Annotated in this window: 14 protein-coding genes and 1 tRNA gene; 3 read left to right on the top strand and 12 right to left on the bottom strand. The window is 59.5% G+C overall.

What is annotated here, in order from left to right:
* Window positions 1–6: 6 nt before the first annotated feature.
* The 3 genes from BerOc1_RS18415 to BerOc1_RS18405 all read right to left on the bottom strand — a co-directional run bounded on the left by BerOc1_RS18415 (window position 7) and on the right by BerOc1_RS18405 (window position 3,412).
* The gene (locus BerOc1_RS18415) at window positions 7–2,259 is read right to left on the bottom strand and encodes a DNA translocase FtsK (RefSeq protein WP_071547373.1); all 2,253 of its coding nucleotides are present in this window, start codon (window positions 2,257–2,259) and stop codon (window positions 7–9) included.
* 86 nt (window positions 2,260–2,345) lie between these two features.
* The gene (gene efp / locus BerOc1_RS18410; protein ID WP_071547372.1) at window positions 2,346–2,903 is read right to left on the bottom strand and encodes an elongation factor P; all 558 of its coding nucleotides are present in this window, start codon (window positions 2,901–2,903) and stop codon (window positions 2,346–2,348) included.
* 50 nt (window positions 2,904–2,953) lie between these two features.
* Complete coding sequence (locus tag BerOc1_RS18405; RefSeq protein WP_071547431.1) at window positions 2,954–3,412, bottom strand: type II 3-dehydroquinate dehydratase; 459 nt, start codon at window positions 3,410–3,412, stop codon at window positions 2,954–2,956.
* A 112-nt stretch (window positions 3,413–3,524) separates the two neighbouring features.
* Here BerOc1_RS18405 and yihA point away from each other — a divergent pair, with 112 nt between their 5' ends.
* Window positions 3,525–4,106, top strand: coding sequence for a ribosome biogenesis GTP-binding protein YihA/YsxC (yihA, locus tag BerOc1_RS18400; RefSeq protein ID WP_071547371.1), 582 nt, complete (start codon window positions 3,525–3,527; stop codon window positions 4,104–4,106).
* Here yihA and BerOc1_RS18395 read toward each other — a convergent pair whose 3' ends face one another.
* The 3 genes from BerOc1_RS18395 to BerOc1_RS18385 are packed head-to-tail and all read right to left on the bottom strand — an operon-like array spanning window position 4,107 to window position 6,604.
* Window positions 4,107–5,240, bottom strand: coding sequence for an LptF/LptG family permease (locus BerOc1_RS18395; RefSeq protein ID WP_084641774.1), 1,134 nt, complete (start codon window positions 5,238–5,240; stop codon window positions 4,107–4,109). It abuts the gene before it with no gap.
* Window positions 5,237–6,412, bottom strand: a complete 1,176-nt coding sequence (lptF, locus tag BerOc1_RS18390; protein WP_071547370.1) for an LPS export ABC transporter permease LptF — start codon at window positions 6,410–6,412, stop codon at window positions 5,237–5,239. Before lptF ends, BerOc1_RS18395 begins: the two co-directional genes overlap by 4 nt.
* 9 nt (window positions 6,413–6,421) lie before the next feature.
* A complete protein-coding gene (locus BerOc1_RS18385; protein WP_071547369.1) occupies window positions 6,422–6,604 on the bottom strand; it encodes a hypothetical protein in 183 nt (60 codons plus the stop codon).
* 134 nt (window positions 6,605–6,738) lie between these two features.
* Here BerOc1_RS18385 and BerOc1_RS18380 point away from each other — a divergent pair, with 134 nt between their 5' ends.
* Together BerOc1_RS18380 and BerOc1_RS18375 are read left to right on the top strand one after the other, a co-directional pair.
* Window positions 6,739–7,530, top strand: coding sequence for an undecaprenyl-diphosphate phosphatase (locus BerOc1_RS18380; protein ID WP_071547368.1), 792 nt, complete (start codon window positions 6,739–6,741; stop codon window positions 7,528–7,530).
* A 93-nt stretch (window positions 7,531–7,623) separates the two neighbouring features.
* Window positions 7,624–7,700 (top strand) — tRNA-Met (locus BerOc1_RS18375).
* A 58-nt stretch (window positions 7,701–7,758) separates the two neighbouring features.
* Here the strand turns inward: BerOc1_RS18375 and BerOc1_RS18370 are convergent.
* The 6 genes from BerOc1_RS18370 to BerOc1_RS19385 form a co-directional block, all read right to left on the bottom strand.
* Window positions 7,759–8,868 (bottom strand): NADH:flavin oxidoreductase, encoded by a 1,110-nt coding sequence (locus tag BerOc1_RS18370; RefSeq protein ID WP_071547367.1) that lies wholly within the window; start codon window positions 8,866–8,868, stop codon window positions 7,759–7,761.
* Window positions 8,865–9,218, bottom strand: a complete 354-nt coding sequence (locus tag BerOc1_RS19525; RefSeq protein ID WP_371912984.1) for a redoxin domain-containing protein — start codon at window positions 9,216–9,218, stop codon at window positions 8,865–8,867. The genes BerOc1_RS18370 and BerOc1_RS19525 overlap by 4 nt, the downstream gene beginning before the upstream one ends.
* 57 nt (window positions 9,219–9,275) lie before the next feature.
* A complete protein-coding gene (locus BerOc1_RS19180; RefSeq protein WP_207503331.1) occupies window positions 9,276–9,524 on the bottom strand; it encodes a thioredoxin domain-containing protein in 249 nt (82 codons plus the stop codon).
* A gap of 46 nt (window positions 9,525–9,570) precedes the next feature.
* The gene (locus tag BerOc1_RS18360) at window positions 9,571–10,299 is read right to left on the bottom strand and encodes a DUF169 domain-containing protein (protein ID WP_071547366.1); all 729 of its coding nucleotides are present in this window, start codon (window positions 10,297–10,299) and stop codon (window positions 9,571–9,573) included.
* 99 nt (window positions 10,300–10,398) lie between these two features.
* Window positions 10,399–10,983: a TetR/AcrR family transcriptional regulator gene (locus BerOc1_RS18355; protein ID WP_071547365.1), complete on the bottom strand. Its 585-nt coding sequence runs from the start codon at window positions 10,981–10,983 to the stop codon at window positions 10,399–10,401.
* A gap of 150 nt (window positions 10,984–11,133) precedes the next feature.
* Window positions 11,134–13,071: a methyl-accepting chemotaxis protein gene (locus BerOc1_RS19385; RefSeq protein ID WP_071547364.1), complete on the bottom strand. Its 1,938-nt coding sequence runs from the start codon at window positions 13,069–13,071 to the stop codon at window positions 11,134–11,136.
* Between the last annotated feature and the right edge of the window lie 144 nt (window positions 13,072–13,215).

The following is a 13,215-nucleotide window of genomic DNA, read 5'->3' as shown; positions in this document are numbered from 1 at the left end:
CTCCAATTATTCCGGCTTGATGACCTTGCGAGGCTTGCTTCCATCCTGAGGGCCGAGGATGCCGTCCATTTCCATCTGCTCGATGAACCGGGCCGCGCGGTTGAACCCGATGCGCAGCCTGCGCTGCAACAGAGATATGGACGCCTTGCCCTGGGAGAGCACGAACTGTACCGCTTCGTCGTAAACGGGATCACCCGAGTTGCCGACCCCGCCGGGACCCGCTTCATTGCCCGCATTGGGGCTCCAGTCGCTGAAATCGAGATCGAATTCCTGGGGCACGGCGTCCTTCCAGAAATCGACCACATGCGCAATTTCCGTCTCGTCCACGTACGCGCCGTGCATCCGCTTGAGCTTGCCGCCGCTCGGCTTGAAGAGCATGTCGCCCTTGCCCAGCAGCCGCTCCGCGCCCACGGCATCAAGGATGGTCCGGGAGTCGAACTTGGAAGTCACAAAAAAGGAGATGCGCGTGGGGAAGTTGGCCTTGATCAGGCCGGTGACCACGTCCACGCTGGGCCGCTGGGTGGCCAGGATCATGTGGATGCCCGCGGCTCGGGCCAGCTGGGCCAGGCGCACGATGCACTGCTCCACGTCTTTGGCCGCAGTCATCATCAGGTCGGCGAGTTCGTCGATGATGATGACCAGGTACGGCATGTGGGTCATGTGCTCGAATTCCTCGGGCACGTTGTCGCCAAACTCCTCGAGCTTCTTGTTGTATCCCTCTATATTGCGCACGCCGAGCTGGGCCATCTTCTCGTAACGGCAGTCCATCTCGAAGACCGCCCACTCCAGGGCGCTCTTTGCCATGTTCATGTCCGTGACCACGGGGTGGACCAAATGCGGCAGGTCCGCATACGGTGCCAACTCGATGCGTTTGGGGTCCACCAGAAGAAGCTTCACATCCTCGGGTCCGGCCTTGTACAGCAGGGAAAGAAGGAACCCGTTGATGCCCACGGACTTGCCCGCGCCGGTGGCGCCCGCCACCAGCAGATGGGGCATACGCGCCAGGTCGGCCACCTTGGTGGCCCCTTGGATGTCCTTGCCCAGCGCCAGGGTCAGCGGGGATTTGGAGCCGGTGAATTCCTTGGATTCCAGGATTTCGCGCAGGTAGACCATCTCCCGCTCGATGTTCGGAATCTCCACGCCCACGCTGTCCTTGCCCGGGATGGGGGCCTCGATGCGCACGGACTCGGCGCGCAGGGCCAAGGCGATGTCGTCGGTCAGCCCCTCGATCTTGGAAACCTTGATGCCGGGCGCGGGCTTGAACTCGAACATGGTCACCACCGGGCCGGGGACCACCCGCTGCATCTCGCCCTGGACGTTGAAATCGTTCAGGCATTCCTTCAACCGGTCAGCCAGGGGCTGGAGCACGGCCGGGGTCTGGGAGGTCTTCTGGGCGGGCGGCGCGGTGAGCAGCTCCGGGCTGGGCAGGCCGCCCGGGCCCGCCGGCGCCTTGGCCGCCGCCGGTTTGGCCGGGTCGGGCTTGGACTTGGGCTTGGCGGGTTGGACCGATTTGGGTGCCTTGACAGGACGATCCTCCTCCCCGGCATCGAGGTCCACGAACTGAAGGCCCATGTCCTCTTCCACAGATTCCGGCTCCTGCTCCCTGGCCAATTCCTTGGCCTCGCGGCGCTCGGCCCGTTTCTCGGCCCACTTTTCGGCCCGCACGGCCGTCTTCCGGCGGAGGATTCCCCACCAACGGAGCAGCAGCGCCCAGACCGAGTCCCAGGTGAAGCCGATCACGGCCTGCAGGGAGATGATGGTCACGAACAGCCAGAGCAGGAACGTGCCCACGGGCCGTAGGTACGGCATGGTATATTTAGTGATGATGGACCGGCCGAAGAACCCGGAACCGATGAGACCGTAGGCGTCCTCGGGCACGGTGAAGAACCACGGGTGCATGGTCCAGGCCTCGAAAGCCACGAACAGGCCGACGAGGCCCAGCCAGCGCAGGGGCGAGAGCTTCAGCCGGGCCACGAACCGGATCAGGCCGAGATAGAGGAAATACAGGGGCCAGAACACGGCCCCCATGCCGAACATCTCCACCAGGAAGCCGGCGCAATAGGATCCCGCGTAGCCAACCACGTTCTGGACCTTCCGCCCGGAGGTGACGGCCTGGTTGAAGCTTGGGTCGCCGGGGCTGAAGGAAAGGATGCTTAAGAAAAGGAAAGCGGAGAGAAAGAGAAAGAACAGCCCGATGAACTCGTTGCCGCGTCCCTTTCCCTTCTCCGTCTTGACCGTGGTTTTCCGTCGTCTCGCCATTGAGCCTCACTTGATGAAAAAGGTCCTGGGCGGCAACCCGCCCACGACCTTTTTACGCAATTTACACAAGGTGTTGCAAGTCCGCTTTATTCGCGACCAAGGTACTCTCCGCTTCGGGTGTCCACCTTGATAACGTCGCCTTCGTTGATGAACAGCGGGACGTTGACCTTCAGGCCCGTCTCCATGGTGGCGGGCTTGGTGGCGTTGGACACGCGGTCGCCCTGGATGCCGGGATCGGTCTGGGTCACCTTCAGGCTGACGTTGGCGGGCAGGTCCACACCGATGAGCTCGCCGTTGTACAGAAGCACCTTCACGGTGTCGCCTTCCTTGATGAAGCCGCCCTGCGGGCCCACGTTAGCGCCGGGCACGTGCATTTGCTCATAGGTCTCAAGGTCCATGAACACGAAATTCTCGCCTTCCCGAAAGATGTACTGCATCTCGGTCACGGACATGTCCGGCTTTTCGACCTTTTCCCCTGAGCGGAAGGTCTTGTCCAGGACCTGGCCGGTCATCATCTGGCGCAGCTTGGTGCGCACCATGGCCCCGCCCTTGCCCGGCTTGAAGTGCTGGAACTCGATAATTTCAAAGGGCTTGCCGTCAATCTCGATCTTCAGGCCGGTCCTGAAATCCTTGGTTGAAATCATGTATTGTCTCCAAATGGTTTCCGGGATTCCCCGGGTATTTTTCTATGCAATCAGCCCCGAAGCCGCTGGTACAGCGCCTGGACACCGAGGGCATAACCCAGAATCCCGAATCCGGCAATCACGCCGACGCACCTCTCGCCCATGAGGGACCGCTGGCGCAGGGGCTGATCCGTGCGCGCCCAGATGTTGCTGATGTGCACCTCGACGCAGGGAATGCCGATCCAGGCCAGGCAGTCGGCCAGGGCGAGCGAGGTATGAGTGTACGCCCCGGCGTTGAAGACCACGCCATCCACGCCCTGCTCGCGGGCCTGTTCCAGCCGGTCGATGAGCGCGCCCTCGGAGTTGGACTGGAAATGCTCCAGCACAACCTCCTCCCCGTTGGCGCCCATGACCTGCGAAAGGAGTTCGGGCATGTCGCCCATGGTCCGCGATCCGTAGATCTCGGGCTGGCGGGTGCCGATGTGGCCGAGATTGGGGCCGTTCATGATCAGAATTTTGAGCTTGTCCATGCGTCTTCCCTTGTGCGGCGGGATGGTGTATTCCCCGCTCTCCTTGACGCGCCCCGCGAAAAAAAGAACATTGGGGGCGTTCGAAAACAAATTGCCGAAACGGTACCTCTTTATGAACCGAACCATCGAGTTAGTCAAAACAATATACGAAATCAAGCAGCTTGAGGCCTTTGACGAACCCCAGATCGCCCTGGCGGGCCGGTCCAACGTGGGCAAGTCCTCGCTGGTCAACCGGCTGGCAGGACGCAAGGCCCTGGCCAAGATAAGTTCCAAGCCCGGCAAGACGCGCAGCCTGAACTACTACCGGGTCCAGCCGGACGGCTACTTCCTGGTGGACCTGCCCGGCTACGGCTACGCCAAGTGCTCCAAGCAGGAGCGGCTCAAGTGGGCCAAGCTCATCGAGGCCTACATGAAGGACAACCAGGGCCTCAAGGCCGTGGCCGTCCTTCTGGATTCGCGGCTCTCCCCGCAGAAGATAGACCTGGAGCTGACCGCCTACGTGCGCGGCCTGGGCATCCCGGTCATCCCCATCCTGACCAAGGCGGACAAGCCCAAGCAGCGCGAACTGGCCCAGCTACAGAAACAGTGGCAGGACATTCTGCAACAGGACCGTGCCCCGGTGCTTTTTTCCAGCAAGACCGGCAAGGGTGAGGAAAAACTGTGGAACCGGCTCGGTGAATACGCCGGGCTGTGATCACGCCCGCCGGGGAATCAGCCCCTGAACCGCGGTCAGGACCGAGGCCTTGAAGGCCGGCACGGTCACCCAGACCAATCGCAGACAGGCCAGCCCCCCCATGATCCCATTGCCGAGCCAGGCCGCCATGATCGGCGGCAACACGCCCTTCTCCCCTGCGGTCGCCCCGACCACATGGACCCCGTATTGCAGGAATATGAGGATGAGCGACAGGCCTATGTTGGCGTAGACGTTCTCCGAAAAAGTCACCAGCGCCAGGGCCAGCAGGGCCATGATCACTATGGAGAAGGCGTAGGACAGCTTGCTGTGCCAGACGGTCCGCAATATCTCCACGTTGGAGCCCGACTCCTGAAGTCTGTTTATGGCTTTGGACAATTCGAACAGCGGCAGCTGCGCGGTGTCGCCCTTGAGCTCCACGGCGGCGTAGGCGCTCAGGTTCTGCCGTACGGACAGAAACTGGGACGGCCGGTCCACGGTGATGAACGTCCGGGTGTCCAGTTCGTGCACATCCAAAAGCCCCCAGCCGTGGTCGTCGATGAGCGCCTTCTTGGCGTTCAGGATGCGGATGAGCTCCTGGTTGTCCGTGGTGAACTCGTAGACCGTGATGTCGTTCGCCCTGCTCTTGCTCGGCTGGGCCTCCTTGGCCAGGACGATGAACGGCCCGTCCCGGAACCATAAATCCTGGATGGTCAGTTCGTCCATCTGCTTCTTGCGGACGTCCTCCTTCCAGATGCGGTTGGCCTCCTGCTCGCCGAACACCCCGAGAAACTGGGAGAATACCAGCTGCCCGACGCTCCAGACCAGGGCGTAGGCGACGAAAAAACGGATGAACCATGTAAAGGCCACGCCCCCGGCGCGCAGGGCGAGCATCTCTCGCGACCGGCTGAGCACCCCAAGCTGGATGACCATGGCCAGGAGAAAGACCGCGGGCATGAGCTGCGAGACGATGAGCGGAATCTTGACGATGAAATAGAACAGGATGGTCTGCGCGCCCAGCCCGGCCCGGATGAAATCGTCCAGCCGGTCGAAGATGTCCGACAAAAGGTACAGGCTGGTGCCCACGGTCAGACAAATGGCCATGAGATAGAGATTCTGCCGGATCAGGTATCGGTTAAGGACGCCGATGAGCTTCATGCCCCGGCCTCCCCCCTGCGCCCGGGCAGACGCAGGTGCATGAGCCAGTGGACCACTGTGGGCGTACGCTCCAGATTGGCGTAGCGCATGCCGAAGAGGGCCACGAATACGAATAGGATATCAGAGGCCCACATGCCGTACTGGGGCGGGATCGTTCCCGATTCCCCCATGCTTACGCCGACGGAGAACATGGCGTAGTAGACCATGAACAAGCCCATGGCCAAAAGCAGGCCGTATTGCTGCTTCAGCCCCCGAAAAACCGAGGCGATGGGGATGGCGAACATGCCCAGGATGAAGCAGCCCAGCGGCAGGGTCAACCGCTTGTAGAACTCGGTGTCCACCTTGCGGAAGAACCGGTCGTTCTCTAGCGGCATCAAGCTGTGGTCGTTTCGGATGTCATTGAGGCGAAAAAACGGCATGTCCTTGGCCTTCTGCTCCACGAAGTTGAAGCCGGTCAACAGCTTGCCCAGGTCGAGCTTGATGGAATACGTGCCGAACTTGAGGATGTTCAATTCGTCACCGCTCTTGCGGAAGATGCGACCGTTGTGAAAGACCACGTGAATTTCGGCCTGGCGCGGCTTGGAGACCACCTCGGCCTCCGGCGCGACCACGACCACCGAGGTTCCCTTGATGGAATCGTCGCGGACAAAGGCGAACTTCAGCTCGCCCTTCTCGTTGTCCACCTGGTGGGCATAGAAGGTAATGCCCGGGAATTCCTTATTGAACACACCCGGTTGCAAGGCGAACTTCGAGTTGGTCTTGGCGAAGTAGTAGAGCTTGGTCTTGAACATGTCCATGCCCCAGGCCAGCCCCCAGAAGGAGATGAAGAAGGCAAACAGCGTGCACAGGCTGCAAAAAAGCACGGGCGCGGGGAGCATGCGGTACAGGCTGACCCCGCTGGCCTTGAGCGCCACCAGCTCATTGTCCGTGCTCATGCGCAGAAAGGTCAGAAAGACGCTGAGCATGGTGGCGATGGGTGTGATCAGCAGCAGAAAAAAGGGAGTCAGGAAGAAGAACAGCTGCATGATGTTCAGCACGCCGATGTTCTGTGACAGGAACAGGGAGCGCAACTGGAGCATCCGCCCCACCAGGATGAGGCCCAGGAGGCAGGACACGGTCAAGCCGAAGAGCTTGAGCAGTTCGAGGAAGATCTGACGCTGAAGCAGTTTCACCGGAAGGAATCAGCCCTTGTTTTCCTTGAAGAAGCGCAGAAGGAACTCCATGTCCCTGGGACCAAGATTGAAGCGCACGCCAGCCTCTTCGATGAGCGCGGGGAGCGCCCTCTTGTCGCCGTTGTCACGCGTCTCGCAAATCCAGGCCACGGCCTTGCGGGTCAATTCGCTCTGCGGCATTACGGTCGTCATGGCTCGCTCCTGTTGTTGAACATGGTTCCAGCGAAACGAAATACACCAGCTTCCGCAGGGTTGCAAGACGGCATTACCTGGGCTAGACCCTAGCGTATTGCCCGTCCCAACCCTATTTCGCTCATGAGGATCACATGGCACCCTGGTATGTTGCGATCATTCTCGGCATTGTCGAAGGCCTGACCGAATTCCTACCCATCTCGAGCACCGGCCACCTGATCATCGCCGGACATCTCCTGAACTTCACCGGCCCCAAGGCCGAGACCTTTGAGATCGTCATCCAGCTCGGGGCCATCCTGGCCGTGGTGGTCCTGTACTGGGACCGCTTCGTGGGGCTGCTCTTCCCGGACAAAAGCCGCAAGTTCTCGGGCGTGTACGGCCTGTGGCTCCTGTTCCTGACCTCCCTGCCCGCCTCGGTGCTCGGGCTGCTGACCCATCACTACATCAAGGAATACCTTTTCTCGCCCTTTACCGTGGCCGTGGCCCTGGCCGTAGGCGCGGTGCTCATCTTCGTGGTCGAGGGCATGGACAACCGCAGCACCACCTTGACCCTGGACGAGATCACCCCGAAGACGGCGCTCGGCATCGGCTTGTTCCAGTGCCTGGCCCTGTGGCCCGGCTTTTCCCGGTCCGCCTCGACCATCATGGGCGGCATGCTCCTGGGCGCCAAGCGCACTGTGGCCGCCGAGTACTCCTTCATCGCGGCCGTGCCCATCATGTTCGCCGCCACGGGCTACGACTTTCTCAAGAACTACGCTCTGTTCGAGACAGGCGACTTGATCTTCCTGCTCATCGGCTTCGTGGTCTCCTTCATCGCGGCCTGGCTGGCCGTCAAGGGGTTCATCGTCCTGCTGGGCCGCCTGACCCTGCGCCCCTTCGCCGTATACCGCATTGCCCTGGCCGCCCTGATTCTCCTGTTTTTGTAATATGTTCCATTTTTCAGCCCGAACCGGAAATTTACACTTGCCAAGCCCGAAAAGACGGTCTATAGACTGTGACCGCTTCGGCGAAACAAACGTGGCGAGGTAGCTCAGTTGGTTAGAGCATGCGGCTCATATCCGCAGAGTCGGAGGTTCAAGTCCTCTCCTCGCTACCACGAATGAGACGAAAACCCCTGAAATCATTTCAGGGGTTTTCTTTTTTTTAAGGCCTCCCTAGGCGGATCGATCCCTTTTCCTTTCTTCCAGGATACACCGCAACCCTCGGCCATCGGCGGCCGATTGGAAGCATCCGTTGCAGGCCAGGCAGGCGGGCATTTCATGATGATCGCGTTTCCAGCGACGGATAAGATCCGGCTGGCGGATCAGGGGGCGGCTGAGGCCGACGGCGTCGCACGCACCTGTTTCCACGAGGTTTCGAGCCGTGGCAAAGGAGCGTATCCCCCCTACCAGGATCACCGGGACATTGACGGTCTCTTTCAAACGTTGCGCGCTTTGAGCGTACCAGGCTTCGGGGCCTTTCCTGCCCGGCCGGGCCGGGCCATGTTTCCCCAAAGGATCCATCGTGCCGCCGGAAAGCTCGATGGCGTCAATGCCATGGGCTTCCAGCAGGGTGCAGACCCTCAACATATCCGCCTCGGTGAAACCGTCCTCCAGATAGTCGTCGGCATTTATCTTGACCAGGACAGGATAGTCCCGGCCCACTTTTTCCCGGATGGCGTCCAGGACTTCCACCAGAATCCGGGCGCGGTTTTCCAGAGGCCCTCCGTAGGCATCCTTTCGATTGTTGTAGAAGGATGAAAGGAACGCCCCCAGATAGAATCCGTGGGCGGCGTGGATCTGAACCCCGTCAAAGCCCGCCTTTTTTGCCCGAAGAGCCGCATCGGCAAAGGAGCCGATTGTCTCCTCAATCTCTTTCCGTGTCACGGCCCGGGCAGGAGTGCGCCCTTCGGCCGTGGAATCGGATGGCCCCAGAGGCTCCATGCCCGACAACACAGGGACCGCCCATATGCCCTGATGGGCCAGTTGGACAACGATCCTTCCATCCGCCGCATGGACCGCGCGGGTCAGTTCTTCAAGCCCCGGCAACAGAAAATCGTCATAGATGCCGATCTGGCCCGGACCGCCGATGCCCCTTTTCTCAACATTTGCGTGGCCGCTTATGATCAGCCCCACCCCGCCCTTTGCGAGATAGGCATACGTCTTGACCAACGCCGGGGTAACGCCGCCCTTTCCGTCCGCCATTGCTTCGCAGGTGGCGGACCGGACAAACCGGTTCTTCAGGGACAAGACGCCGATGGATACGGGCTCAAACATGCCGCTCATTCATTTCCTTCCTTCAGCCTTTTCAACTCAGCCAGAGTCTCTTCCGGTTCCGTCCGGACAGTGTAATCGGGATTCACGTCTGCGAAACGGATCACTCCATGCCGATCAACGACATAGCGCGCGGGCATGGCGAGAACCCAGGAGTCGTCGCCGTTGATCCGTTCCAGATCCAGGTTGAACGATTTGTAGACCTCCTTGAGAGCGCCGGAAAGGGTGAACGCCAGCCCGAACGCCTTGGCCAACCTGTTGCCGGTATCGGAAAGGATCTCAAAACCGAGGTTGGCGTCACGGATGACCTGCCGGTTAAAGGGGCGGCGCTGTGGAGATACGGCCAGAAGGGTTGCGCTCAGGGAATGAAACTCGGGTAGAAAGTCGTTGAGAGCTTCCAGCTCTGCTACACAATACGGTCACCACTGGCCTCGGAAAAAGGTGAGCACCAGCGGGCCGTTTGCCAGGGCGGCGGAAAGCCGCACCTTGGTGCCGTTGGAATCGGGAAGCGCGAAGTCCGGCATCCGATCGCCGACTTTCAGGGCCTTTTCAAGAATCCCCGAATTCGCAAGATCATCAGTGGCCCGGTGCATAACCTCAAGCACCCGGCTCGGGATGTTGCTTTCCAGGCTCGTTTTCATGGTGCGGAGCTTGTCTTGCAATTTCATTTTAGTTTCCTTGTTTGCAAAGTACAGGTTGGGAGTCCGGTGATTCTTAGCCCTCCGCCCCGGTCTCGGGACGATTTCCTCGGGCCTCGGTCAGCTTTCTCCACAGGGACTTATGCAGGAAGCTGTTTTCATCCAGATTGCAGATCCGTTCGAACATGGACTTGGTGACCGTAAACGCGAGGATATTTTCCGGCAGGTATTTGCGCATGCCCAGGTCCGTTGCACCGATGACGGCTTTGGGGAGATCGAAATCCCGCAAGACGGCGGCCAGTTGCGCACAGCCCGATCCAAAGGGAGCCTGGACCGGCGGAGGATTCACACCGGCATTATCGTACTCGCAGGCCATGACCAGGCAGGCCAGTTGATCAGGGGTGACGTAGAAAGTGACCGATTTGAGGGAGTCGTACTGGTCGTCTTTCAAAGGACCGACAACGATATGCTCATACTCCCCTTTAAAAGGCGGCTGGCTGTCAAGCCACTTGCCCATGAGATCAGTCGAGCATTTCAGTCCTTCTCCTTCCGCCAACATGTGGGCGAATTTCTCCCGAGGCAGGGTCTCGACGCCGCACATCCAATACCTGGCTCCGATGCATTTGAAATCATCTGGGGAGACATGGATGTATTCCCCTTGGAAACACTGATCAATCGAAGCGAAGATACACGAACCGGGTTTGGCGAATGCACCGAATCCCTCAGTGTCTTGCACATTATAATAGCCGATGAGCGGTGTCTCGATGCCAACGGTTTCCACCAATCTTTTCACGTCTGGTTTCATCGTAATTCCTTGTTGCTATTTTGTTTGATTTTCAAAGTAAAACAATCGTTCTCAATATGTATAAAAAAAACTGGTCAGGCTCACGCAAACCAAAGAGGATCATTTATTTTTTACAATGCTGAGGGCGGTATCCACACGTGCGGTCAAGGCCATTTTTCCGGGTTTGGTCTTGCATAGGGCCATCATGCCCGCCGTGAAGGTCATCAAGAATCCCGCCAGGACTTCGAGGTCTTTGCCCTCCGGAATTTCTCCCCTGTCGGCGGCAGCCTCAAGGCAGGCAAAAAAAGCATCCTCAAGACCGGCCAGGGACTCTTGGACCAGATCAAACGTTCCGGCATCGATAAGCTTTTTTTCAACAGCGGAATTTATGACCATACAACCATCGCTGTCGCAGATGCTCGCCTGATCAATGCGGTTGGCAAAAAAGGCTTCGATATTGGCCAGTCCCAGTGGCTGGCGACTTAAAATGGAGCTGGCCTCCCTGTTCAGATTGAACATGTAGTTCTGGAGGCATTCCCGAAAGAGATTTTCCTTGCTGCCGAACTCCTTGTACATGCTCCGTTTGCCCAGTCCCGTGGCCTGGACCAAGGCGTTGACCGAAGTGCCGGTGTATCCCTTTTCCCAGAATACGCGCGTGGCGGCGTTCAACACCTGGTCCTTTTCATATTCCTTGTTCCTTGCCATTCCAATCTCTTTTGGTATGAGTTGGCCACTTAATAGACCGATCGTTCTCAAAAGTCAATCCCAAAACAATTCACGGCGAATTGCGATCTAGAAATGAAAACAGGCCGCCCTCTATATAACGGACGGCCTGTCTTACTCGTTCCAGGGGGATCAGAATCTCTCGAACCCGTCTCCGCCTCCGGGCTCTCCCCTCTCGGAATGCAGGGCGGGAGTGGCACTTCTCCTGCTCGCCCTAGTGGGCCGTGTGGAACTGTTGCCGTCGATCTTGAAGTAGGCCACCGCGCTCTTGAGATGCTCGGCCTGGCTGGCCAGTTCCTCGGACGTGGACGACATCTCCTCCGAGGCCGAGGCGATCTGCTGGATGACCTGATCCAGTTGATGGATGGCGGTATTGACGCCTTCCGCGCCGGACTGCTGCTCGTTGCTCGCGGCCGTGATCTCCTGGATGAGCTCTGCGGTATGCTTGATGTCCGGGACCATCTTGCCCAGCATTTCACCCGCTTCCTCGGCCACCTGCACGCTCGAGATGGAAAGGTCGCTGATTTCCGCAGCGGCCATGCCGGAGCGTTCCGCCAGCTTTCTGACTTCAGCGGCGACAACGGCGAATCCCTTGCCGTGCTCACCCGCCCGGGCCGCTTCGATGGCCGCGTTCAGGGCCAGGAGGTTGGTCTGCCGGGCGATTTCCTCGATGACGGATATCTTGTCCGCGATCTCGCGCATGGCCACCACGGTCTGGGCCACCGACTGGCCGCCCCGCTCCGCGTCAACGGCGGATCGTTGGGCTATATGCTCGGTCTCGCGGGCGTTCTCGGCGTTCTGACTGATATTGGCCAACATCTGTTCCATGGACGAGGCCACCTCCTCGACATTGGCCGCCTGCTCGGTGGCGGCCTGGGCCAGACTCTCCGCCGTGGCCGACAACTCCACCGCTCCGGAGGCCACTCCGTCCACAGTGCTTCTGACGTCGCCGACCACGCCCCGGAGCGTGCGGCCCATTTCGGACAGGTCCTGGGCGAGAACGGCCACCTCATCCTTGCCGGACACGGTGATGGCGGCCGTCAGATCGCCACCGGCCACCTGGCGCGTAAACTCGCCGCTCCGGATGATGGGGCCGGTCATGGACTTGGCGATCCGCCAGCCGCCCAAGGCGAACAGGGCCGCGATGACCAGCCCGATGACGGCGGTGTTGAGAACGGCAGTGTTGGACGCGCCCATGATCTCACCGCGCTCGATGAGCGCCACGTACTTCCAGCCGGATTCCGGAGAGACGTAGACGCTGCCGAACATGTTCACGCCGTCGATGTCGAGATCCTCGACCAGTCCGCCCTTTGTTCCGTCCAACGTCACAAAGGTTCCGGGCAGTTCGCCCATCTTCTTGAAGACGAAATCCTTGTGCCTGGGATCGGCCAAAATGGTTCCGTCATTCTGGATAATCATCATATAGCCGGTCTTGCCGATCTTGATGCTGGCCGCGATTTCCGTAAGCTTCGCCAGGGACATATCCACGGCCCCGATGCCCACGAGCTTGCCGGAGGCGTCATGCGCCTTTGCCACGACGCCGATGTTCGGCACCCCTTGGGTGGTGATGTAGGCGCTCAGCAGGGTCACTTCCGTGGCCGACTGCTTGCCCTGGGTGTACCACGGCCGCTTTCTGGGATCGAACTTGTTGCCCATGTTCTCGCTGGGGGACTGGGTGTAGCCGCCGTCTTCTAGCCCGGCATAGACGTAGGCGAAATCCGGGTGGGACTTCATCAACCGTTCAAAGGTGTAGAATGCGGAGCGTTCCTTGTCGCTCATGCCCTCGTGCAGGACGGGATTGTCGCCGGCGGGCAAATCGAAATAGCGGGTCCACTCTCCCGTTCCTTCGGTCATGGCCGGAAGGGAAGCGACGTATTTCGCGATTTCTGCAGGCCCCTTCAGCAATTGTGTGACGAAGCCGTCAACCACACGCAGTTCTTCCTGGGACGACATCTTGAACTGCTCCGTGACCGTGCTGCTCACCTGCAGGGAGACCACGCTGGAGATGACGACCACGGACACGACCACCGGAACGATGATCGACGAAATAAACTTGGCTCTAATCTTCATGGCAACCCCTCCCACTACGCGAATTTAATGGAATAATAGCCCACGTAATACAATATGCAATTATATTTCCCATTTTCATACAATTGTCGACTAGAATTGAAGAATTCAATCTTTGCAGACTGTTCCTTCCTGGTTTCAAGCAGA

Origin of the sequence: Pseudodesulfovibrio hydrargyri (assembly GCF_001874525.1) — a bacterium.
In the GTDB taxonomy this organism is placed as follows: domain Bacteria; phylum Desulfobacterota; class Desulfovibrionia; order Desulfovibrionales; family Desulfovibrionaceae; genus Pseudodesulfovibrio; species Pseudodesulfovibrio hydrargyri.
Note: the sequence above shows the minus strand (reverse complement) of the source record. Positions and strands in the feature narration are given on the sequence as shown.